Source organism: Streptomyces sp. NPDC059909 (assembly GCF_042730885.1).
Taxonomy (GTDB): domain Bacteria; phylum Actinomycetota; class Actinomycetes; order Streptomycetales; family Streptomycetaceae; genus Streptomyces.
This window is the reverse complement of record NZ_JBHWKX010000006.1, coordinates 1-20,865: the sequence shown is the minus strand read 5'-3', so window position 1 is coordinate 20,865 and position 20,865 is coordinate 1. Positions and strand designations below refer to the sequence as shown.

20 protein-coding genes and 5 pseudogenes are annotated in these 20,865 nt (G+C 70.4%); 9 read left to right on the top strand and 16 right to left on the bottom strand.

All coding sequences use genetic code 11. The features are described 5' to 3' along the window. Positions 1–8 precede the first annotated feature (8 nt). Together ACFV9O_RS07020 and ACFV9O_RS07015 are read left to right on the top strand one after the other, a co-directional pair. Positions 9–773, top strand: a complete 765-nt coding sequence (locus tag ACFV9O_RS07020; protein ID WP_385413632.1) for a polysaccharide deacetylase family protein — start codon at positions 9–11, stop codon at positions 771–773. A gap of 85 nt (positions 774–858) precedes the next feature. Then, entirely contained in the window at positions 859–1,953 is a 1,095-nt protein-coding gene (locus ACFV9O_RS07015) for a DUF5925 domain-containing protein (RefSeq protein ID WP_385413349.1), read from the top strand. Between the two features lie 88 nt (positions 1,954–2,041). Here the strand turns inward: ACFV9O_RS07015 and ACFV9O_RS07010 are convergent, their stop codons facing one another. Then, positions 2,042–2,473 carry a DUF2000 family protein gene (locus ACFV9O_RS07010; protein WP_385413348.1) on the bottom strand — a complete coding sequence of 144 codons (432 nt, stop codon included), beginning with the start codon at positions 2,471–2,473 and terminating at the stop codon, positions 2,042–2,044. A 49-nt stretch (positions 2,474–2,522) separates the two neighbouring features. Here ACFV9O_RS07010 and ACFV9O_RS07005 point away from each other — a divergent pair, with 49 nt between their 5' ends. Continuing rightward, positions 2,523–3,347 carry an AraC family transcriptional regulator gene (locus ACFV9O_RS07005; protein WP_385413345.1) on the top strand — a complete coding sequence of 275 codons (825 nt, stop codon included), beginning with the start codon at positions 2,523–2,525 and terminating at the stop codon, positions 3,345–3,347. A 16-nt stretch (positions 3,348–3,363) separates the two neighbouring features. On the opposite strand, the gene ACFV9O_RS07000 is transcribed toward ACFV9O_RS07005, so the two are convergent. After that, the gene (locus ACFV9O_RS07000; RefSeq protein WP_385413342.1) at positions 3,364–4,371 is read right to left on the bottom strand and encodes a sigma-70 family RNA polymerase sigma factor; all 1,008 of its coding nucleotides are present in this window, start codon (positions 4,369–4,371) and stop codon (positions 3,364–3,366) included. A 255-nt stretch (positions 4,372–4,626) separates the two neighbouring features. Between ACFV9O_RS07000 and ACFV9O_RS06995 the strand changes: the two genes are divergently transcribed. Continuing rightward, the gene (locus ACFV9O_RS06995; protein WP_385413340.1) at positions 4,627–5,418 is read left to right on the top strand and encodes an SDR family NAD(P)-dependent oxidoreductase; all 792 of its coding nucleotides are present in this window, start codon (positions 4,627–4,629) and stop codon (positions 5,416–5,418) included. Between the two features lie 51 nt (positions 5,419–5,469). Here the strand turns inward: ACFV9O_RS06995 and ACFV9O_RS06990 are convergent, their stop codons facing one another. After that, complete coding sequence (locus ACFV9O_RS06990) at positions 5,470–5,844, bottom strand: GntR family transcriptional regulator (protein WP_385413338.1); 375 nt, start codon at positions 5,842–5,844, stop codon at positions 5,470–5,472. 82 nt (positions 5,845–5,926) lie between these two features. Between ACFV9O_RS06990 and ACFV9O_RS06985 the strand changes: the two genes are divergently transcribed. Continuing rightward, the gene (locus ACFV9O_RS06985; RefSeq protein ID WP_385413336.1) at positions 5,927–6,859 is read left to right on the top strand and encodes a GNAT family N-acetyltransferase; all 933 of its coding nucleotides are present in this window, start codon (positions 5,927–5,929) and stop codon (positions 6,857–6,859) included. Beyond that, the gene (locus ACFV9O_RS06980) at positions 6,840–7,331 is read left to right on the top strand and encodes a DUF402 domain-containing protein (RefSeq protein ID WP_385413334.1); all 492 of its coding nucleotides are present in this window, start codon (positions 6,840–6,842) and stop codon (positions 7,329–7,331) included. Before ACFV9O_RS06985 ends, ACFV9O_RS06980 begins: the two co-directional genes overlap by 20 nt. A gap of 12 nt (positions 7,332–7,343) precedes the next feature. On the opposite strand, the gene ACFV9O_RS06975 is transcribed toward ACFV9O_RS06980, so the two are convergent. The 4 genes from ACFV9O_RS06975 to ACFV9O_RS06960 are packed head-to-tail and all read right to left on the bottom strand — an operon-like array spanning position 7,344 to position 10,803. After that, positions 7,344–7,790: a GNAT family N-acetyltransferase gene (locus ACFV9O_RS06975; protein WP_385413332.1), complete on the bottom strand. Its 447-nt coding sequence runs from the start codon at positions 7,788–7,790 to the stop codon at positions 7,344–7,346. Next, positions 7,787–9,283 (bottom strand): tripartite tricarboxylate transporter permease, encoded by a 1,497-nt coding sequence (locus ACFV9O_RS06970; protein ID WP_385413330.1) that lies wholly within the window; start codon positions 9,281–9,283, stop codon positions 7,787–7,789. The genes ACFV9O_RS06975 and ACFV9O_RS06970 overlap by 4 nt, the downstream gene beginning before the upstream one ends. A gap of 3 nt (positions 9,284–9,286) precedes the next feature. After that, positions 9,287–9,823 (bottom strand): tripartite tricarboxylate transporter TctB family protein, encoded by a 537-nt coding sequence (locus ACFV9O_RS06965; RefSeq protein WP_385413327.1) that lies wholly within the window; start codon positions 9,821–9,823, stop codon positions 9,287–9,289. After that, positions 9,820–10,803 carry a Bug family tripartite tricarboxylate transporter substrate binding protein gene (locus ACFV9O_RS06960; protein WP_385413324.1) on the bottom strand — a complete coding sequence of 328 codons (984 nt, stop codon included), beginning with the start codon at positions 10,801–10,803 and terminating at the stop codon, positions 9,820–9,822. Before ACFV9O_RS06960 ends, ACFV9O_RS06965 begins: the two co-directional genes overlap by 4 nt. A gap of 242 nt (positions 10,804–11,045) precedes the next feature. Between ACFV9O_RS06960 and ACFV9O_RS06955 the strand changes: the two genes are divergently transcribed. Next, positions 11,046–11,729 carry a response regulator gene (locus tag ACFV9O_RS06955; protein WP_385413321.1) on the top strand — a complete coding sequence of 228 codons (684 nt, stop codon included), beginning with the start codon at positions 11,046–11,048 and terminating at the stop codon, positions 11,727–11,729. Between the two features lie 48 nt (positions 11,730–11,777). Here ACFV9O_RS06955 and ACFV9O_RS06950 read toward each other — a convergent pair whose 3' ends face one another. The 4 genes and pseudogenes from ACFV9O_RS06950 to ACFV9O_RS06935 form a co-directional block, all read right to left on the bottom strand. Then, positions 11,778–13,574, bottom strand: a complete 1,797-nt coding sequence (locus ACFV9O_RS06950) for a hypothetical protein (protein WP_385413319.1) — start codon at positions 13,572–13,574, stop codon at positions 11,778–11,780. Beyond that, the gene (locus tag ACFV9O_RS06945) at positions 13,571–14,632 is read right to left on the bottom strand and encodes an ATP-binding protein (RefSeq protein ID WP_385413318.1); all 1,062 of its coding nucleotides are present in this window, start codon (positions 14,630–14,632) and stop codon (positions 13,571–13,573) included. The genes ACFV9O_RS06950 and ACFV9O_RS06945 overlap by 4 nt, the downstream gene beginning before the upstream one ends. A gap of 709 nt (positions 14,633–15,341) precedes the next feature. Further along, complete coding sequence (locus ACFV9O_RS06940) at positions 15,342–15,890, bottom strand: DUF1062 domain-containing protein (protein ID WP_385413316.1); 549 nt, start codon at positions 15,888–15,890, stop codon at positions 15,342–15,344. Between the two features lie 363 nt (positions 15,891–16,253). Further along, a pseudogene (locus tag ACFV9O_RS06935) lies at positions 16,254–16,613 on the bottom strand (RRQRL motif-containing zinc-binding protein); the annotation flags it as partial. A gap of 94 nt (positions 16,614–16,707) precedes the next feature. On the opposite strand from ACFV9O_RS06935, the gene ACFV9O_RS06930 reads away from it, so the two are divergent. After that, positions 16,708–16,995: a hypothetical protein gene (locus ACFV9O_RS06930; RefSeq protein WP_385413313.1), complete on the top strand. Its 288-nt coding sequence runs from the start codon at positions 16,708–16,710 to the stop codon at positions 16,993–16,995. Positions 16,996–17,209: 214 nt separating this feature from the next. Here ACFV9O_RS06930 and ACFV9O_RS06925 read toward each other — a convergent pair. Both ACFV9O_RS06925 and ACFV9O_RS06920 read right to left on the bottom strand, forming a co-directional pair. Further along, positions 17,210–17,620: pseudogene (locus ACFV9O_RS06925) on the bottom strand (GGDEF domain-containing protein); the annotation flags it as partial. A gap of 153 nt (positions 17,621–17,773) precedes the next feature. Next, positions 17,774–18,049 carry a helix-turn-helix domain-containing protein gene (locus ACFV9O_RS06920; RefSeq protein ID WP_385413310.1) on the bottom strand — a complete coding sequence of 92 codons (276 nt, stop codon included), beginning with the start codon at positions 18,047–18,049 and terminating at the stop codon, positions 17,774–17,776. A gap of 61 nt (positions 18,050–18,110) precedes the next feature. Here ACFV9O_RS06920 and ACFV9O_RS06915 point away from each other — a divergent pair. Continuing rightward, positions 18,111–18,488, top strand: a pseudogene (locus ACFV9O_RS06915) (M24 family metallopeptidase); the annotation flags it as partial. 108 nt (positions 18,489–18,596) lie between these two features. On the opposite strand, the pseudogene ACFV9O_RS06910 reads toward ACFV9O_RS06915, so the two are convergent. The 3 genes and pseudogenes from ACFV9O_RS06910 to ACFV9O_RS06900 form a co-directional block, all read right to left on the bottom strand. Next, positions 18,597–19,510 (bottom strand): annotated as a pseudogene (locus tag ACFV9O_RS06910) (IS481 family transposase); the annotation flags it as partial. 546 nt (positions 19,511–20,056) lie between these two features. Then, entirely contained in the window at positions 20,057–20,500 is a 444-nt protein-coding gene (locus ACFV9O_RS06905; protein ID WP_385413308.1) for an SMI1/KNR4 family protein, read from the bottom strand. A gap of 192 nt (positions 20,501–20,692) precedes the next feature. Then, a pseudogene (locus ACFV9O_RS06900) lies at positions 20,693–20,865 on the bottom strand (IS630 family transposase); the annotation flags it as partial.

Here is a 20,865-nt window from a genome sequence, read left to right as displayed (position 1 = left end):
CCATCCTCATGTACCACGCGGTCGGGCACCGGCCCGCGCCCGCGACCTACGGACTGTCCGTGTCGCCGGAGGCCTTCGCCGAGCAGATGGAGCTGCTCGGCGAGCGCGGGTTCACGCCCGTCACCACGGCGGAGCTCGGGCGGGCATGGCGGCACGGGGATCCCCTGCCGCCCCGCCCCGTGCTGATCACCTTCGACGACGGCTACGAGGGCGTGCACCGGCATGCCCTCCCCGTCCTCGCCAAGCACGGCTTCGCCTCCACCCTGTTCGTGTCGACCGGCTGGCTGCGGGGCGCGCACGAGACGGGCGGCGCGCTCGACACCATGCTCGACTGGGACCAGGTGCGCGCCCTGGCCACCGCGGGCACCGAGATCGGCGGCCACACCCATACCCATCCCCAGCTGGACCAACTGGACGACCACCGGCTGCGGTACGAGACGCTGCGCTGCCGGGAGATCATCGCCGGGGAGCTGGGGGCGGCCCCGGTCTCGTTCGCCTATCCGTACGGCTACTCCAGCCGGCGCGTACGGCAGATGGTGCGCGCCGCGGGTTTCGCCCAGTCGCTCGCCGTGGGCAACGCTCTGGCCCGCCGCCGCCAGGGCCCGTACGCCCTCGAGCGCGTGACCGTGCGACGGAGCACCGGGATCGAGGAGTTCGAGCGACTCGTCGAGGGCCGCGCCGTGGCCCGTCACTTCGCCGGGGACCGGGCGCTGACGAAGGGGTACGCCGTCGTCCGCCGGGCACGCAGGGCGGTACGGCCGCTGCGCGGGTGAGCCGCCCGCACCGGCGAAACGCACAACGGGTGCCACACGTCAAAACATCGTGCACGGAGCGCCCTCGTGCCGGATCATGGGCGCCATGCCTGCCAACCCTGAGGACGCGCTGCCGATCCGGCTCAACGTCGACGACAGCGATTCACCGGCGGACGTCGTCGACGCGCTGTTCCTCGGCCGTTTCGCGACGGGCGAGCAGCCGTACTCGCACAGTTCGACGATCGACCGCGTCAAGCCCGGCGCCACGCTGCTGCCGCCGGGCGCGTCCGTGCTGCGCGCGGCGCGCGACGACGACCGCAGCGCGACGCTCGCCGAGGGCGACGGCTGGACCCTGCTGATCTCCCGGTGGAACCGGGGGGCCGACGTCACCGTCACCGCCGTCAGCTCCGAGCTCGCCGAGAAGATCCACCAGCAGGCGACGGACGGTGTCCAGGACGAGCCGGAGCCCCAGCCCGAGAACGTGACGATGGGCTTCTGGTACGTGTCCCCGCGCCGCGGACCCCACCGCACCACGCGCCAGATCAGCGCGGGTACGTGGGAGGAGGTGCGGCCCAACTACACGGCGCCGGTGGCCCAGGCGATGGACCGGCTGATGAAGGTGACCCCCGACGACATCGCGGGCCGGCTGCTCCTGCTGCACGGACCGCCGGGCACGGGCAAGACGTCGGCGCTGCGGACCCTGGCCCGCTCCTGGCGGGACTGGTGCCAGGTGGACTGCGTGCTGGACCCCGAGCGGCTCTTCAACGACGTCGGCTATCTGATGGACATCGCGATCGGCGAGGACGACGGCACGGCCAAGGGCCGCTGGCGGCTGCTGCTCCTGGAGGACTGCGACGAGCTGATCCGCGGCGAGGCCCGGCACACTGCGGGCCAGGCGCTGTCCCGGCTGCTCAACCTGACGGACGGGCTGCTGGGCCAGGGGCGCAACGTCCTGGTGGGCGTCACGACGAACGAGGACCTGGAGCGCCTCCACCCGGCGGTCGTCCGCCCCGGCCGCTGCCTCGCCCGCATCGAGGTCGGCCCGCTCACCCGGGCGGAGTCGGTGTCCTGGCTGGGCACGGACGAGGGCGTGGGCCGCGAGGGCGCGACGCTGGCGGAGCTGTACGCGCTGCGGCGCGGGACGACGCCGGCTTCGGTGCCGTCGCAGCACGACGGGGCGGACGCGGGCCTGTATCTGTGACCTCCGCGGTCGGCGCCGGCCCGGGCGGGCGATGCCGAGCATGCGATCATCCTCTCGCCGGATCCCGCTGTCGGTTTTCCAGCGATGCTCAGGGGTGCATGGGGATGCCCTTGACCACCTTGTCGACCGCGTTGCGCGGTCCGTACACGGCAAGCCCCACCAGATCCAACTGGTCCCTCGGCACGGCCCGTACCGCTGCGCGGTTGTCCCTGTCGTTGCCGGTGGTGAAGAGGTCGGAGGTGAACACCGACCGGGGAAGCGAGCGGGACAGGGCACGGCCGTGCGCCGCGGCCAGTGTCTCCTTCGTGCCCTCGAAGACCAGGACGGGCTGGCGGAACATCGGCAGATACGCGGTGCCGTCGGCGTCGGCGTAGGGTTCGCCGATCACTTCAGGCAGCTGCGAGCCAAGACCGCTGACCAGGAACGCGGTCACATTCAGCCGCTGCCAGGACTGCAGATCCTCACGCAGCACAACGGCGATCTTGGTGTCAAAACGTACGGGCGTGGTCTCAGTCGTCATGCCCCGAGACTGCCGCCCGCCCTGCCGTACCGTCTTGTACGTTCTTTGCATGGTGTCCCGGCACGAGATTTCCGCGTGGTGCCCGCAGGTCCCGGGTGTCGTGGAGGTCTTCCACGCCCACTTCACCGAGCACGCGTACCCGATGCACGTCCACGAGGTGTGGACCTTGCTGATCGTCGACGACGGCGCAGTCCGCTACGACCTGAACCGCCGCGAGTGCGGCACCCCGGACGACACGGTGTCCCTGCTTCCCCCGCAGGTACCGCACAACGGCGCACCCGCCACCCCGCAGGGTTTCCGCAAACGGGTGCTCTACCTGGACCTGCCCCAGCTGGACGAGGGCCTCATCGGCCCGGCAGTGGACAGACCCGACATGGTTGATCCCCTCCTGCGCCGGCGCATTGGACAACTGCACACGGTATTGGCGCAGCGCGGCGACGAACTGGAAGCCGAGAGCCGCCTTGGCCTGATCGGAGAACGGCTGCGCAGCCACCTGCGTCCCCGGCTCGTCACCCACCCGCCGAAGGCCGACCGCGGCGTGGCCCACAGCCTGCGGGAACTCCTCGACGAGCGGCTGCTTCACGGCGTGACCCTGGACGATGCCGCGAAGCTGGTGCACACCCACCCCACGCACCTGGTGCGGGCGTTCAGCGCTGCCTTCGGCATCGCCCCGCACCAGTACCTGATGGCCCGGCGGGTCGACCGTGCCCGCCGACTGCTCCTCGACGGCCGGCCGCCCGCAGAAGTGGCCACCGCGGTCGGCTTCTACGACCAGTCGCATCTGACCCGGCACTTCAAACGACTCGTGGGCGTCACCCCGGGGCGCTACGCCTGGAAGGTCCGTACCCCAGGTCGGCGGCCCAACGCCGACTGAGGCACTCGGAAGCCGCCTATCGGCTGGGGAGCGACCTGGGCAGCCCGAACCATGGGAGCACGCTGTTGTCGAAGCGGGTGAAGGCGCAGATCCGGTCGCCGGTGAGGGTGAGGACGAACAGGCCGGTTCCATGGCGGACGCCGGTGGGGGCGCGCAGGTAGGCCCCGAACGCCGGCTGACCGTTGGCCCGCGTCGGGACGAGGTCAACCCTTCGGCCCGAGCCGAAGATGCCGGCGAAGAGGCGGGCCACGACGTCGCGGCCTTGGTATTCGAGGGGAATCGGTGGCATGGAGATGAAGACATCGTCCGTCAGAAGGGCCACCAGCGCGTCCAGATCCCCGGACTCGTAGGCGCGGACGAACTCTGCCACGAGCGCCTGCTCGGAGGCCCCGTCGGGGGCGGGAGCCGGTTCGCGTTCGTCGGTCGGCGGCTGCCGGCGCTGCAGGCCGGCGCGGGCCCGTTTGAGGGCGCTGTTGACCGACTCGACGGTCGAGTCGAGCATGTCGGCCACCTCGTTCGCGTGGAATCCGAGGACGTCGCGCAGGACGAGCACGGCGAGCTGGCGGGGCGGCAGGACCTGAAGGGCGGTCACGAAGGCCAGCGAGATGGCTTCGGTCCGCTCATAGCGGGCCTCCGGGCCGAGCGGCGCGTCGATCGCCCCCTCGAGGAGGGCGTCGGGAAATGGCTCGAGCCATATGACCTGGCCGAGCCGGGTCGGCTCGGGCGGTTCGACTTCGGGCATGTCCCACTCCCGGGCCTGGCGTCGGCTCGCCGACCGACGCGCGTTGAGGCACCTGTTGGTGGCGATCCGGTAGAGCCAGGTGCGGATCGAGGCGCGGCCCTCGAACCCTCCGAGGCCCTGCCAGGCGGCCAGCAGCGTGTCCTGGAGGGCGTCCTCGGCGTCCTGCAAGGAACCGAGCATCCGGTAGCAGTGCACCTGCAGCTCCCGGCGGTACGGCTCGGTCAGCGCTCGGAACGCATCGCCGTCCCCGGCCCGCGCCCTGGTGATCAGCTCGGTCGTCACCGCTCCACCCTCGCCTCACGCCTCTTTCGCCGCCTTGTCGCACTTCCATCCTGTACAGACACCGGCCGAGGGGCGAACCGGGCGGTTGGTGGGCGCCCACTTCGGCGATGTCGCGGTGTCTGCATCATCGACGGCTCGGACGATCCGGACGTCGGCGGATGGCGCAAAAGGCAGCCACGCGCAGATGAGTTTCAGCCGTCGGCCTTGATTCATGAGGTGCGAGGGTGCGCCTCCAGGCACGGAAAGGAAGCAGAGATGCTGCTGAAGGACAAGGTTGCGGTGATCTACGGAGCCGGAGGCGCGATCGGCAGCGCTGTCGCCCGCGCCTTTGCGTCCGAGGGGGCCAGTCTCTTTCTCACCGGGCGCCACCTGGCACCCGTCGAAGTTGTCGCCGAGGACATCGTTTCCGCCGGCGGATCGGCCGAAGGGGCAGAGGTGGACGCTCTCGACGAGCGGGCTGTGGACGAACATCTACAGTCCGTGACCGACAAGGCGGGACGCGTCGACATCTCGTTCAACGCGGTCGGCATCCCGAATACGAAGATTCTGGGTGTCCCTCTGATCGAGCTCGATGTCGAGCAGTTCTCCCTGCCGATCACGGCCTACACGACGTCGTACTTCCTGACCGCGCGCATGGCGGCCCGGCGGATGGTCGCGAAGAGCTCGGGGGTGATCATGACCGTCACCGCACTCCACTCGCGGACGGGCATTCCCTTGGTGGGAGGCTACGGTCCGGCGATGGCCGCCAAGGAGGCACTCACTCGAGATCTGTCCGCCGAACTCGCACCTCAGGGCATCCGCGTCGTCGGCCTGCGACCACAGGCCATGCCGGAGACACGCACGATCAGGGAAGCCTTCGAGCCTCGCGCCAAGGCATCGGGAATGACCTGGGAGCAGTGGCAAGAGTTCCTCGCGAGCAGGACCCACGCGCGACGGCTCATGTCGCTCGAGGAGATGGCGGACACGGCGGCCTTCATGGCTTCCGACAAGGCGAGCGGGATGACCGGAACCACCATCAACTTGACCATGGGAAGCCTGGATGACTAGTACGGCCCATGGCCTTTCGAACAGGTCCGGTGCCGTGTGCGCCGGGCCCTCTCACTTGCCGTACGCCGCTCGCAGTGCGTCCTGCACCGTCGACAGGGCGTCAGCGCGGGACAGCCCGAGGCGGTGGACCTGCTCCGCGTACGCCTGCGCGGCCGACGCCGCCCGGCGCTCCGCCGCGTCGCCGGCCGCGGCGACGAACGTCCCGTTGCGGCCGCGCGTCTCGATCACCCCGTCGCCCTCCAGGGCGCGGTACGCCTTGGCGACGGTGTTCGCGGCGAGGCCCAGTTCCTCGGCGAGGCCCCGTACGGTCGGCAGCTTGTAGCCGACGGGCAGTGCGCCCGAGCGGGCCTGCTCGGAGATCTGGGCGCGGAGCTGCTCGTACGGAGCGGTGGCGGAGTGCGTATCGATGACGATCTTCAAGGTCACGGCCCGATTGTCCCCCACCGCTGCGCCGGTCGGCGGAAAATGGGAGGCGGTGGCGCCGGAGGCGCCCGTAGCGTGCCCCCTCATGACGTTGATTGTGCGTGATGTACGCCCCCAGAACATCCAGGATGCCGAGGGCTTCGCCCGGGTACGGCGGGCGGCCCTGCCCTTCATGCTGGCGAACGCCGAGTCGGTCGCCTTCGACGCCGCGCACGCACACCCCGACGCGCACTACCGGCAGATCATCGCGCTGGAGGACGGCGAGATCATCGGTACGGCCCAGGTCGGGGTCGTGTACGACAGCCCGGAGCCGGGCGTGGGTTACGCCAACGTCTACGTGCACCCGGACCGGCGGCGCCGGGGCGCCGGGGCGCTGATCGTCCGGGCCGCCGAGGAGCATCTGGCGGGCGCGGGAGCCGACACCGTGTACTCATGGGTGCTGGACGAGCCGGCGAACCGCGCCTTCGCCGAGCGGCACGGCTACCGCCCGAGCCGCTCCGCGCACTTCCTCCGCCTCGATCTGGCGGGCGGCACCCTGCCGCCGCTGTCGGCGCCTCCGGCAGGAGTGGAGATCGTGTCCGGCGAGCACTTCGCCGACGATCCGCGGCCGCTGTTCGAGCTGGACGCGGAGACCACGGCCGACGAGCCGAGTGATGTGAACTACTCGGAGTCGACGGACTACGAGCACTGGCTGGCCGAGACCTGGAACCATCCGCTGCTCAGCCGCGAGCTGACCTCGGTGGCCCTGGTCGACGGCCGCCCGGCGGCGTTCAGCGCGGCGCGCACGGACGGCTCGACACGCTACGGCACGGTGATGACGGGCACCGCCCGCGCCTTCCGCGGCCGGGGCCTGGCCAAGCTCGCCAAGAACGACTCGCTGCACCGCGCCCGCGCCGCGGGGTACACGGAGGCGTTCACCGGCAACGACACCGGCAACGGCCCGATGCTGGCGATCAACAAGTGGTTCGGCTACGAGGTCTGCGCGACGGAGGTCCGCCATGTCCGCACCCTCGGCTGAGCGGGTCGAGGTCGTCCTGGTCAAGGCCGGCCGCACCAAGATCCGCTATCCGGCGGAGCTCGTCTCCGACGACGGCACGCGCATCACCGTCCGCGCGCCCTGGGCGGGCGAGGGCGTACGGGACTTCGGGTTCGTACGCTTCGAGCCGGGCGATGTCTTCACGGAGCACTACTGGCGGGACCGCTGGTATGCCGTCAAGGAGGTGCGCGGTCCCGGCGGCACGCTGAAGGGCTGGTACTGCGACATCACCCGGCCCGCCACGTTCGACGGCGGTGAACTGGTCGTCGAGGACCTGGACCTGGACCTGTGGGTGTCGGCCGACGGCACGGAGATCCTCCGTCTGGACGAGGACGAGTTCCGGGAGAGCGGCCTCGCGAAGGCCGATCCCCCCGCGGCCGAGGAGGCCGAGCGCGCCCTGGACGCACTCGAACTCCTCGCGCACGAGGGCCGGTTCACCACGCTTCCGGCCTGAGCCCGAGCCCGGTCAGCGCAGCGGCTTGCGGTAGTGGATACGGTCGTAGGGCCCCTCCATGCGGCGTTCGACGACGTCGTAGCCGTACCGCTCGTACATCCGCTGGTTCTCCCACATCTTGGCGTTCGTGAGGAGCCGGACCTCGGGGAGCCCGAGTCCGCGTGCTTGCTCCTCGACGAAGGCCAGGAGGCGGCGGCCGAGGCCGGTGCCCTGGGCGTCGGGGTGGACGGCGATCGAGTCCAGGTAGAGGTGGTCCGGGCCGGGGACCAGCACCAGGACGCCGACCACTGGATCGCCGGCGACGTACACCCGCCCCGCCGCCACGCTGGCCTCGTGGTCCGCCTCCATCGGGGCCGGCACGAGACCGATCCGCTCGATGTAGTGGTGGTACGCCGCGTCGGTCACGGCCCTCACGCGCGGTGTGTCGGCAGGAGTGGCGGGGCGGATGTCGTCGGTCATGCCGTCACACTACGACGGCGGTCGATCAGCTTCTTCAGCCACGGCCAGGCCAGAAGCACCACGATCACGGCGTACACGGTCACCGAGAACGGGGTGTTGACCAGGCCGCTCACGCTGCCGTCGCTGATCTGCAGCGCCCGGCGCAGCTGCTGCTCTGCGGCCGGGCCGAGGATGACACCGATCACCGCGGGCAGGACCGGGAGTCCGTACCGCCGCATGCCGAAGCCGATGAGGCCGATGATCAGCAGGATGACGAGGTCCAGCGCCTCCCCGCCCACGGCGTACGCGCCGACGGCGGCGAAGAAGAGGATCCCCGCGTAGAGGTACGGCCGCGGGATGCGCAGCAGCTTCGCCCAGAGCGGCGCGAGCGGCAGGTTCAGCGCGAGCAGCAGCACCATGCCGACGAAGAGCGAGGCGATGAGGCCCCAGACCAGGTCGGGTTCGCGTTCGAAGAGGAGCGGGCCCGGCTGGATGCCGTACTGCTGGAAGGCGGCCAGCATCACGGCCGCGACAGCGGTGGTCGGCAGCCCCAGGGTCAGCATCGAGACGAGCGTGCCCGCGGCCGATGCGGACGCCGCCGACTCGGGACCGGCCACGCCCTCGATCGCGCCCTTGCCGAACTCGTCCTTGTGCTTGGAGAGCCGCTTCTCCGTGACGTACGACAGGAAGGTCGGGATCTCCGCGCCGCCGGCCGGGATCGCGCCGAACGGGAAGCCGATGACCGGTCCGCGCAGCCAGGACTTCCAGGTCCTGCGCACGTCCGCCTTGCCGAGCCAGGGCCGGCCGACGGGGATCGCCTCGCCGGTCGTACGCCGAAGATGGGCGGCGACCCACAGCGCCTCGCCGATCGCGAACAGTCCGACGGCGACGATGACGACGTCGATGCCGTCCGCGAGCTGGAGCGAGCCGAAGGTCAGCCGCTGCTGCCCGGTCATCTGGTCCAGGCCGACCAGGCCCAGCGTCAGTCCGATGAGCAGTGAGGCGAGCCCCCGGATCCGTGACGAGCCGAGCACGGAGGTCACGGCGATGAAGGCCAGCACCATGATGGCGAAGTAGTCGGGCGCGCCGATGTCCACGGCGAGTGCGGCGACCGTCGGGGCGAGCGCGACGAGCAGGATCGTGCCGATCATGCCGCCCGCGAAGTGGCCGACCGCGGCGGCGGCGAGCGCCTGTGCGCCGCGGCCCGCCTTGGCCATCGGGTTGCCTTCCATGGCGGCGACGACCGCCGCGCTCTCACCGGGCGTGTTGAGCAGGATCGACGTGGTGGAGCCGCCGAACATCGCGCCGTAGTAGATACCAGCGAACATGATGAAAGCGCCGGTCGGTTCGAGTCCGTACGTCACCGGGAGCAGCAGGGCCACGGCCATGGCGGGCCCGATGCCGGGCAGGACGCCGATCGCCGTGCCGAGCAGCACGCCGAGCGCCGCCCAGAAGAGATTGACCGGCGTCAGGGCCGTTCCGAACCCGTCGAGGAGGGAGTTGAGCGAATCCATCGGCTAGAGCACCCCCATCAGCGGGCCGCCGGGCAGCGGAACCCCGAGCAGGTTGTTGAAGACGAAGAAAGTGACGAGGGAGAGCACGGCCGCGATCAGCGGGTCTCGGTGGTGGTGGCGGCTGCCCAGTGCGTACGCCGAGCCCCAGAAGAGCAGCGCCCCGGAGACGGGGAAGCCGAGGGGACCGATCAGGACGGCGTTCGCGAGGAAGACTCCGGCGAGGAGCAGGACCGTACGCCGGTCGCCGGGCTCGGACAGGTCGATGTCCTCGCCGGTCTCGGACTCGCCGCGGCCGCCGCGCAGGACGTCGACGGCGAGGAGGACGGCGACGACGAGGAGGCCGATGCCGACGGCGACGGGGACGGTCTTCGGCCCGATCGGACCGCGCTGGGCTATCTCGACGTCCATCGTCAGCGCGTCGGTGAGGACGAGGACGCCGATGAGGAACAGCAGCAGGCTGACGCCGAGTTCGGAGTGCTCGCGCAGCCAGGTGCGACGGGTTTCCTCGGCCGGCCGGGTTCCGGCTGTCTGTGTGCTCACAGTCCCAGCTCCTTCAGGACCGTGTCGACGCGCTCGTTCTGCTCGTCGAGGAAGTCGCCGAATCTGTCGCCCGGGAGGAAGGCGTCGTCCCAGCCGTTCTTCTTCATCGAGTCCTTCCACTGCGGGGAGTCGTGCAGCTCCTGGACGAGGCCGATGAGCTTGTCGCGTTCGGCGTCGGAGAGGCCGGGCGGGGCGACGATGCCGCGCCAGTTGGTGAAGTCGGTGTCGAGTCCGGCCTCGCGGAGGGTCGGCGCGTCCAGGCCGGGTACGCGCTTCGGTCCGGTCACGGCGAGGAGCCGCAGCTCCCCGGACTTGATCTGGTCGAGGTACTCGCCGACGCCCGAGACGCCGAAGGCGACCTTGTTGCCGAGGATCGAGGCGAGCAGCTCGCCGCCGCCGTCGAAGGGGATGTAGTTGACGGACTTGGGGGCGATCCCGGCGGCCTGTGCCATCAGCATCGGTGCGAGATGGTCGGGTCCGCCGGGTGAGGAGCCGCCGCCGACGGGCAGCTTGGCCGGGTCCTTCTTCCAGGCGTCGAGCAGGTCCTGGATGGTCCGGTACGGGGAGTCCTTCGCGACGACGACGATGTCCTGCTCCTCGGTGAGCCGGGCGATCGGGGTCGTGTCGGAGAGGGTCCTCGGGGACTTGTTGGTGTGGACGGCACCGACCACGCCGAGGCCCATGGACATGGCGAGGCGTCCGTTGCCGTGCTCGCCGACGAGCCGGGTCAGTCCGACGGTGCCGCCGGCGCCGGGGAGGTTGAAGACCTCGATGTTGTGGGTGAGCCCCGCGTCCTCGGCGTTCTTGGCCGCGGTGCGGGCGGTGATGTCGTAACCGCCGCCGGGGGTGTTGGGGACCATGAAGCGCAGGCCGGGGATCTGCGTGCCGGTTTCGGCGCCGCTGCCCGTGGTGAGCAGCGGCGGCCCTACGAGCACCAGCAGCGCTGCCCCGAGCAGGGCGAGGGGAGTGCGCAATCGCACGTGAGCCGCCTTTCGAGCAGAGCGGGGGGTGAGGTGGCTCACATGTTGCCTGCGTGTTAAGAAGCTGTCTCTCTTCCGGAATCAACGGACGTTGTGGTCGTTGTGGTCGCCGCCTAACGTGTCGGCGTACTGCGCTTTCCCGGGGGCCGCTGCACCCGATTGCGGCTGCGCCGCGGGCCGGACCCCCGGCCGAAGAGCCGGCGCCCGGGCAGGAGCGAACCGATCTCGCGAGGTGACTCCCGGTGAACGTGCTGGTGGTGGACGACGACTTCATGGTCGCGAAGCTGCACAGCCGCTATGTGTCCGCGACGGCCGGTTTTGCGGTCGCCGGGGTGGCGCACAGCGGCGCCGAAGCGCTGCGCGCGGCCGAGCGGTTGCACCCCGATCTGGTGCTGCTCGACATCTATCTGCCCGACATGGACGGAATCAGCGTGCTGCGCGAACTGCGCGCGGCCGAGGAGCGCAACGGGGACCGGCAGCCGGCCGACGTCCTCTTCATCACCGCCGCGCGCGACGCCGGCACGGTCCGCTCGGCCCTGCGCGCGGGCGCCCTCCACTATCTGATCAAGCCCTTCAACCAGGCGGCGCTCCAGGAGCAGCTGCGCCACGTGGCGTCCCTGCGGGCCCGCCTGGACGATCTGGACGAGGCCCGCCAGGAGGACGTCGATCAGCTCTTCGGCACCCGCCCACCCGGCTCCCGCGAACTCCCCAAGGGCCTCGCCGCCCACACGGCCGACCTAGTCGACCGCATCCTCCGCGCCCACCCCGAGGGCCTCTCCGCCACGGAGTGCGCCGAGGCGGGCTCCGTCTCCCGCGTCAGTGCCCGCCGCTACCTGGAGCACTTCGCGGAGACGGGCCGCGCGGAGGTCACTCTCCGGTACGGGGGGACGGGGCGCCCGGAGCGGCGGTACCGGCGGATCGGCTGAGCCGCCGGGCCTGCGGGCCGCCCTGGGTGCCGGTCGGGTCCGGGCCGCTCAGCGGAGCCGGAACACCGGGCCGCGCGGGGTGAACGGAAGGGTGGCGCCCTGCGGAATCAGATAGGCGTGCTCGCGGCGGACGCGCAGGGTGTCGCAGTAGCCGTCCGTGATGACCAGAACCGGCGCGGTTCGGGGAAAGTCCTCCGCCCGGTGCAGCAGGTCGATGCCGGGCTGGAGCGCGGTGCCTCCCCTGCCGCGCACCCGGACGCGGCCGGCGATCTCGGTGGGTGGCAGATAGCCCGCGTCGTACGCGGCCGCGTCGCAGAAGACGACCCGCGCGGCGGGGACGTCGCGGGCTTCGGCGTACGAGGCGATGGCACCGAGCGCCTTGCCCAGCAGTCGCCGGTCCATCGACCCGGAGGTGTCCAGGACGACACCGAACGTGCACCGGGCGGTCTCCTCGGGCGGGAAGTACCGGCCGGCGCGCGGGATGTCGGGCGTGGACGCCTGGCGCCGGGCGGGCCGTGCGTAGGTGCGCACCGGTACCGGCCGGGGCACGAACTCGTCGAACCAGCGCGCCAGTCGGGCGTCCCACGGCACCGGCGGGTGGACGAGGGCACGGATGTCCTCGACCAGCCCGGCGGGCAGCAGTCCCCGCTCGTGGCCGGTGTGGAGCTGATGGCCGTTCAGCAGCGCACGGCGGTAGAACTCGTCGAGGTCGACGTCCGGGCCGCCGGGTGCCCGCAGCGGCTCACCGATGATGTCGCCCGCGCCCTTGCCGCGCAGGGTGGCGAGGCGGCGGTGGCGTCGCAGATCGGTGGTGATGCGGTCGTAGACCTCCTCCACCGAGAGGTCCTTCAACGCGGCGTCGTACAGCAGCCCTTCGGGCATGTCGCCGATGTCCATCTCCCGCAGCCAGCCGTTGACGACGTAGTCGGCGGCGATGTTGAAGAGGAGCGGATCGCGTCCGCCACGGCGGTCACCGTGGCGCAGCGCCGCGTGGAGCATCTCGTGGGCGAGGATGAAGCGCCACTCGGGCACGGTGAAGCGCTTGAGGGGATTGATGTAGATCTCGCCCGCGCCGGCGTCCACGGCGGCGATGGCGATGCCGTGGGCACGGGCGAGTTCGGCGTCGGCGACGACGCGCATGCCGGCGGCGATGCCGCCGAGCAGGGGGTAGGAGGAGACGAACCAGCTCAGCGCCTGGTCCCAGGGCTGCCGGCGGACCCTCGCGCCGGTGAGGGAGTCACGCTGTCCGCCCGCGACGTCCATCGCCGCCGACATGGTGGCCGTGAGCGCGTGGGCGAACGCGAGCTGCCAGTCCTCGGGCGCGCCCCAGTTGCTCCAGGGGAGGAGCAGCTGATCGGGTTCGCCGCCCGCCGTGCCGCAGGCGTGCCACTCGTGCGGGATGCCGTCGCGGCGCCAGCGTGCGGCCAGTTCCTCCTCGTCGCCGCCCGGGTAGGCCGGCGGCAGATGGTCGGGCGCACGGCCGACCGGGAAGGTGAGCAGGAAGCGGTTGACGACGGCGCAGCGGGCGGCGATCTCGTAGCGGTCGGGCTGGACGCGGATTCCCTTGGCGGCCGGGACATGGCCGAAGCCGAGGTGGATCAGGCAGTGGGCGAGCGCCCAGGCCCAGACGTCGGGTTCGGCACGGCGGGTGGCGTGCGCGTGGACGACACCGTTGGAGGTGACTCTGGCCAGACCGTCGGTTGGCGCGTGCTCGCACTTCGCCTCGCGGCAGATCGTGGCTTCGACGGCCGCGAGCGCCGGGTTGCGCCGGACCAGGGCGACGCCGGCGGCGAAGGCCTCGGTCGCCGGGTCGGGTCGGTCCTGACCGGCCGTGCGGCGGCTCATCGCCGGGCCTCCACCAGCCTGGGCATGTCGCGGGCGGCCTCGACGAGGAACCACGCGGGCAGCACCGGCTGACCGTTCTCGTCGTCGGCGATGACGGTCTGGGCGACCTCGACCGAGATCTCGGCGAGCTGGACGAGGAGCGACTTCGCACGGTACGCGGTCTGGCGTACGGTGCCGGACGCGTGCTCCTTCCTCGCGGGCAGTTCCTTGGTGAGACGGCCCCGGAAGGCGTCGGCGAGGTAGTAGAGGAGGTCACGGTCCTCGATCCGGCGCGGCCAGGAGGCGTCGCCCTTGATGATCGCCTCGATGCCGTACGCGTTGCGCACGATCTTCACATAGCCGCAGAAGGCCACGGCATGTGCGGGCGTGAGCGTGCCGTGCGCGACGACCTTCAGCGTCTCCTCGCCGATGGACGGGCCGAAGGAGTGCAGGGCGTCGGAGAGCATGTGCCAGGAGCGCGGCGTGGAGAAGGCCTCCTCGGTCTTGGGCGGCTGCGACCAGAGGTGGTCGGGCCGGTCGGTGAGGTAGTCCAGTACCCACGGGTGGATGCCGTGGCCCGCGGCCCACTGCAGCCAGTCGGTGGCGCTGGCCCGCAGATGCACATGGGTGAGCCGGTTGACGAGCGCGGAGGCGATGGGCCGGGCCAGCGCGTTGTCGGTGGCGCGGTTGCCGGCGCCGATGACGATCGACCCGGCGGGCAGTTCGTAGCTGCCGATGCGGCGGTCGAGGATCAGGGAGTAGAACGCCTTCTGCACGTCGGGGGTCGCCGCGTTCAGCTCGTCGAGGAAGAGGCAGTACGGGGTGTCCCGGGCGATGATCTCGGGCGGACAGAAGACGGATCGCCCGTCGCGGATCTGCGGAACCCCGATGAGGTCCTCGGGCGCGAGCTGCGTACCGAGCAGGCTGACGCACTCGAGCCCCAGCGATGCGGCGAAGTCCCGCACGAGGGACGACTTTCCGATGCCGGGCGCTCCCCAGAGGAAGACGGGCCGCACTGTCGCGAGGCCGAGCAGCAGCTCGGGGATCTGGGCGGGGGTGACGGCGACGGCTGCCTGCAAGAGAGAACTCCGGAAGAAAGGGGAGGTGTGAACGCTGGGTGTCGGAAGACGGCGAGAGGCGAGACGGGAGTCTCGGGGAACGCGTGGGACGCGTGGTCGTCCGTCCTCCGCCCCACGGGCCCGAACAGTCTCGGCCGACCGGACGTCGCGGCGCAGCTGATTTTCCGCGTGGAGCACCGGCCCTCACGGTGATGCGGGACCGATGGGACAGGGCAGTTGGGTCAGGGGGTCCGGGTGAGGGCCCTGGAGAGTCTTGTGGTCCAGCGGCAATGGGCTCGGCGCTGTCCAGGCAGTCGTCGATGAGTCGTCGGTAGGAGTCCGACTGGGTGGCGCCGAGGACGAAGGAAACCCTGCCGTCGCGGAGTTGGATGACGAGGAGCCGCAGGTAGTAGGCAGCCGCCTCACCGCCCTCGTCGGCGATGAACAGCCCGCCGGAAAGACCACCCGAAGCCCAGCCACACGGTCGTCGTGGACCGTCCCGCTCATCCCGCTCTCCCTGCCCGTGGGATCAAGGGCCTCCACACCGCTCGCCGGCCTCGCCGAGCGGACAACCACGGTCTCGCCACCGGCGCAAGCGATCAACCCCACGTCACGGCCACGACGTCACGGTGGCTGAGCGTGAGGCGGCAGGGGATGCCGCCGACTCGACAGGGCCGCGGAATTGGCCTGTCCGGCGGATCTTGCCGGACAGGCCTGACCCTGGAACGACTCAGAGCTTGAGCATGAAGGTGAAGTCGGCGGAGACCTTGCCGTTCAGTCGGCCTGCCGAAACGAGCTTCCCCTCGGTGATCAGTCGCTCGACCTCGGCGCGCGAAAGACCGAACCCTACCGCGATCAGCCGGACGGGCCGGACAGGGATGTGCGCCGCGAAGCGGACCGAGACGTCGAGGACCTCGCCGTCTCCGGGATCCAATCCGCCGGTGTCGAGGCACCAGGCGTCGGCCCAGTCGAGGGCGATGCGATTACGGCGCCGCACGCCCGGGTCCTGGAGCAATTCGGCTGTCAGGTCGGGGTCGTTGTCATGCAGCCGGTCCAGCAGTTCCGGGCGTAGGGAGCGGACATGTACCCGCTCCAGGACCGTGAGCTTCGTGGTCTCCCCGCAAGCGGTACAGAGCGCGAGGAGCCAGGCGTCGAGGACCTTGTGGTTTGCGTTGACGCGAAATTTGCCGCTTGCCCGGAAGCGCTCGGACGAGCACGCGTGGCAACGGCGGACAATGAGAGGCAGGCAGGTGGGCACAACCACCCAGGTGTTGAGCACAGGTGTACACCAGTCCGGTGAGAAAGTCCGCAGCGAAAAGGGGCGCGGCGCACAGGGGCGACGCGCGACGAATCAGCGCTCGGGGTGTCTCACTTGGTGTACAACGGCACTCCTTTGACAAGGCGACAACGTGCGGCAGCACGGTAGCGGCGCGCAGCGGCGCGGCTCCATTGGTTTTCGAGCCTCTGATGCCGCCGCGGGTGCCGCCCACTCGGCGATCTTCGAGTTCATCGAGGGCGGTACCACGTCCACCGGCTGCACAGCAGCCCGGGCTACCGCAGTCCCACCGCGTACGAAGCCGCCATGGCGGCTGTTGGGTCCCCCCGATGTGACGCAGGTCCGCTGACTCGGCGGTCGGCCCACGGCGGCGCACTGTTCCTCGGGGTAGGCGCAGGGCGCGCACATGTCGAGCGTGGGCGGGATGACGTAGCCGGCATCGCGTCGGCAGGCGGGGCAGGTGCGGCGGGCGAGCATCGTGAGGGCGAGCGCGCCCCACTCACGCGACGTCATCGGCCGGACCGGCTTGGCTTGGTCCATGCGGTACAGATGGGCGACCACCACGCCCGACTTCCGGCGGCTGGAGCGGCGCATGAGCTGCGCGGCGACCGACTGTCCACCGGGCCGCAGCCCCCGGGCCCGCAGCTGCCGACGGGTCGCGCAGCCCTCGGAGGCAAGGCGCCACGGCCGGCGAGTGGGAGATTTCGACGACCGGCAGGATGCCAACCAGCAGCAGAAAGCGGTCGGTTCGGGGAACCGCCCGCACCGTGGCCCGCATCTTCCCTCGCGACCGCCACTACACGCACAGGAGAACAGACCGTTGACCGACAAGGACGTTGAGCAGACCGACGAGCGGGGTTACGACGCAGGGCCCTGGTGGGCGGAGCTCGGGACGCTGGGGGCCGTCGCACTGATCGTCTTCGGGGTTCTCGCGGCAGCGTGGGTCTTCCTCCGGCTGCCCGGCACCCCCGAGAACCTGGCGACCGGCTACTACGGGGCCGCTAAGGTCCTCGCCATCGGCCTGGTAATCGCAGGAAGCGCCCTGCTGGGCCGCCGTCGCACCCGGGCCGCAGCCACCGAGGAGAGGAACCTGGCCGAACGCACCTGACGCCACCGGCCGGTAGATTGCTGTGGTGGCGGGAGACGCGCATGAGCCGCGCCGCTATCCGCCGGCCGGCCGCAGCCCCCAGCGCACGGAGCTGTCGGCGCACGGCTGGGACCTCGGGCGCGCTCTTCCACTCGTGCTCCGAAACCAGCGGGTTCCAGGATTCTGCGGGTCGTTCTCGCGGGAACCTGCTGAGGCAGTGGATGTTCAGGGTGACTCTCATGGCGGTGACGGTGCCGAACAGGCGGCCGAGCCCGGCCCGGCGGATCCCGGCCCGGCCCTGCTTGGCCGCATACATGGCCTCATCCGCCCGCCCCAGCAGGGCCGACAGTTCCTCACCGGGGAAGTCCGCGGCACGTACCCACCCCAGCGAGACCGTGGTGCGCACTGCGGGCGGCTGTCCGTCGACCGGTCGGGCGAGCACACCGTGCAGGACCGCGAGCAGATCGCCCACCGCGCCTTAGCGGTCGATCACGACCGCGGCGAACTCATCGCCCCCGAGGCGCCCCACCACCCCGGACGTGCCGACGTAGTGGGCCGGCCGCTGAGCAGTTGCCTGAAGGAGCGCGTCCCCTGCGGCGTGGTCGTGGGTGTCGTTGATGTGCTTGACGTGGTTTTCCTGGACCAAGTGGTCCGCTCTCGAAATCCTTCGGGGGTTGACCTGAGGGTCCGCGCCGTGCCGAGAAGATGGCGTCGAACTGGTGCCATGCGGCGAAGGCCGGCACTCCCGTGCCATGTCAGGAACATCCGCCTTTCGGTCGGACGGCGGGTCTCCTGACGTTCACGCCGACACGGCCTGGCCACCGCCGTCGGCATCCTCTGTGAAGGCTGCGGCCAGGTCGTCCAGCGACAGGTCCAGCGCGTGGGCCAGGGCCGCCACGGTGAAGAAGGCCGGGGTCGGGGCCCGGCCGGTCTCGATCTTTCGAAGTGTCTCCGCGGACACCCCGGCCGCCGCTGCCACGTCCACCATGCTGCGGTCACCGCGGACCTCGCGGAGCAGGGCCCCGAACCGCTCTCCACGTTGCCGCTCTTGCGGGCTCAAAGGAACTCTCACCATGCCCGTGATACTAATACCGGTATAAGTATTGGGTAGCTCGCATCGCAGGGAGTCACGGCACATGGTGGAGATCAAGACCGACACGGCACTGGAGACGATGCGTGAAGCCGGACGCGTCGTGGCCGAGGCCCTCGCAGCCCGCCAATCGGCAGCCGTGGGGGTCCGCCTGCGCGAGCTCGACGAAGCCGCCCGCACCGTCCTGGCCAAGGCCGGGGCGCGCTCTCCGTTCCTGGGCTACCAGCCCTCCTTCGCCCCCACCCCCTTCCCAGCGGTAATCTGCGCCTCCGTCAACGACGCCCTCGTGCACGGCATCCCCGACGACTACCGCCTGCGCGACGGCGACCTGGTCAGCATCGACTGCGGAGCCGAACTCGACGGCTGGACCGGCGACGCCGCGATCAGCTTCACCGTCGGCACCCCCCGCCCCGCCGACCTGGAAGGGCGCCACGTCGACCGGATCCGGCACCACAGCGGAAGCCGCCCGCTGCTGCGGCACCAGCGCGAGCACTCCGGGCACCCGCAGGCCCAGTACGTCCCGCTCCTGCCCGGGCACCGGGGTGAACCGGTGGGCAGGAGACTGCATGTCCAGCGCCTGGTGCGGCCGATCCAAGTTGTATTCCTCAACCCACGCATCCAGCGCTGCCTGAGCCTCCTCGATGCTCTCGAACGCGCCGCAGTCGTCGAGGAGTTCACGCCGCAGTGTCTGATGGAACCGCTCAACCTTGCCCGTCGTGGTCGGGGACGCGGGCTGGGTGAGCCGGTGCGCGATCCCGTTCTCCCGGCAGATCCGGTCGAACAACACCTCACCGCCCTGCCCAAACCGGTCGGTGAACTGCTTGCCGTTGTCGGTCCGCACCTCCTCCGGCACCCCGAACACCTGCAAGGCCCGCGCGAACGCCGCACAGACCGCCCGCCCGGTCGCCCGCTCCACCACCGACGCGATCACGCAGTACCGAGAATGGTCATCCACACCACGACCTTGGCCTCGGTCAACTCCCCGGTCAGCGGATCGACCAGCTTCACTCCGCCGACGATGTCCATCTGCCACAACTGCATCGGCCGATCCCGCTGCCAGCGCTTGTAATCCGACCGCTTCCGGCGCCGCACCCCTGGCTCCACCAGCCCATGACGGACCAGGATCCGATACACCGTCATCCGCGACGGCACCGGGCTCACCGCCCCGGACCGCTCCAGCACATGAGCGATCCGCCGAGGACCCCAGCGAGGGTGCTTGCGCCGCAGCTCGCACACGGCCTCCTCCACCTCGGCAGAGGCCTGATGCGGACACGACGCCGGCCGGCGCGACCGGTCCGCCAACCCCGCCAGACCCGAGGCCTCATACCGCGACTTCCACCCGCTCACCGTCTGCCGCGACACCCCCAGCGACGCGGCGACCTCCGTCACGGTCGCACCCGCCAGCACCGCCAGGACAGCCCGGTATCTCTGCTCGACAACCGACAACTCCACCAGCGCCAATCCCGGCCTCCCCACACGCGCCGCAAGGACGCGCACAGAAAAGCCGATCACGGCCACTGTCAACCATCAGCTGGGACCGAACTGTCAAGCATCACCCGGGATCGGACAGCGCACCCTCAGCCCAGCGCGGCAGAACTTTCCCCACATCATCAAGGCGGCTCGCTCCGCTCGCCGCGCGCGGCCCCGGCTCGCCGCCGGGCCCGACGCTCCAGTCTCCGCCCCGCTCCGGGCCCGGCTACGCCGGCCGCGCGGCTGAGCGAGCAACACCAGATACGCGAGATGGCAGCCCGCTGTGGCTGGGGCGGCCGGCTCCACGGCTTTACGCAGCCACCATGGGGCGAGCCTCGAAGATCATGGCCCCAGATCGGGCTATTGCGGGCAGGCGAGGAGCCAGCCAGATTCGCGGCCAGCGTAAGGGGCCATGATCTCTCGCCCCATGGCAGCTCCAGCCCAAAGCCGCTACACCGACCTCAGCTCTGCCGGTGCGGCCAGCCGAACCGACGTCGCGCGCGACCTGCACTGGCCCCGGTCCTAACAGTCAAGCTGCTCCCGGATCACTCCGGTGAGCCATCGCTCCACGAATCCTTCGACCGAGGAGGCAGCCCACCTGCGGCTGTCGGTCTCGTGGTCCCAGAGGAACACCTGATCAAATTGCCCGGGTACGAGAACGATTCCGAACAGATCACCATTGCCCGGCATGTCCGAGAAGAAGAGCAGTTGATCGAAGGCCATGTACAGGTCGGAGAAGGAGCTCCGAAGCTCCAGGTTCCTCTGGATGATCGTTTCGAGCGGCGACACCAGGTCGTAGCCATACTCGCCAACGATGCCGTTACTCTCCCGCAGCACCGAGACCAGCTCGTCCGGGAGCGGGTGCCCAAGGGCCTCCGCTGCCCCGCTCAACGCGTCATCCGTGGCCGGAGCGGTGAACTCGACCTCGACGCCGCCAGCGTGCTGCGTGATCAACTCTTTCCACATCCGGCGATGATCGTACCTGCCCCTAGGAAAGGCAACCACGAGCCATCCACCGATGCGTGCCCGTGACGTGCCCGACGAAGCGGCGACTCACGGGGAAAAGCGGGGAAGTCCGGTCAGCAACCCAAGAACGCGCAGGTCAGCGTCTCACCAGGTCAAGGGCCACCCACATACGGGGTCTTCCAAACTGGTGCTCTAGTGTCCTGAGTCTTTGATTCGGTTCAGATATCCGGTGAGGCGTTCGAAGATCTCGTCAGCGGTCTTCGTCCAGACGAAGGGCCTGGGGTTGTCGTTCCAGTCGGCGATCCAGGCCCGGATGTCTTTCTCCAGGGCTTGGACGTTCCTGTGGACGCCACGCCGTATCTGCT

Coding starts and splice junctions, on each gene's coding strand:
- ACFV9O_RS06950 (WP_385413319.1), bottom strand. CDS start 13,574: ATGAGCCGCCGCACGGCCGGTCAGGACCGACCCGACCCGGCGACCGAG.
- ACFV9O_RS07010 (WP_385413348.1), bottom strand. CDS start 2,473: ATGACGACTGAGACCACGCCCGTACGTTTTGACACCAAGATCGCCGTT.
- ACFV9O_RS06920 (WP_385413310.1), bottom strand. CDS start 18,049: ATGGTGAGAGTTCCTTTGAGCCCGCAAGAGCGGCAACGTGGAGAGCGG.
- ACFV9O_RS07005 (WP_385413345.1), top strand. CDS start 2,523: ATGGTGTCCCGGCACGAGATTTCCGCGTGGTGCCCGCAGGTCCCGGGT.
- ACFV9O_RS06975 (WP_385413332.1), bottom strand. CDS start 7,790: ATGACCGACGACATCCGCCCCGCCACTCCTGCCGACACACCGCGCGTG.
- ACFV9O_RS06985 (WP_385413336.1), top strand. CDS start 5,927: ATGACGTTGATTGTGCGTGATGTACGCCCCCAGAACATCCAGGATGCC.
- ACFV9O_RS06905 (WP_385413308.1), bottom strand. CDS start 20,500: ATGTGGAAAGAGTTGATCACGCAGCACGCTGGCGGCGTCGAGGTCGAG.
- ACFV9O_RS06970 (WP_385413330.1), bottom strand. CDS start 9,283: ATGGATTCGCTCAACTCCCTCCTCGACGGGTTCGGAACGGCCCTGACG.
- ACFV9O_RS07015 (WP_385413349.1), top strand. CDS start 859: ATGCCTGCCAACCCTGAGGACGCGCTGCCGATCCGGCTCAACGTCGAC.
- ACFV9O_RS06995 (WP_385413340.1), top strand. CDS start 4,627: ATGCTGCTGAAGGACAAGGTTGCGGTGATCTACGGAGCCGGAGGCGCG.
- ACFV9O_RS06980 (WP_385413334.1), top strand. CDS start 6,840: ATGTCCGCACCCTCGGCTGAGCGGGTCGAGGTCGTCCTGGTCAAGGCC.
- ACFV9O_RS07020 (WP_385413632.1), top strand. CDS start 9: ATGTACCACGCGGTCGGGCACCGGCCCGCGCCCGCGACCTACGGACTG.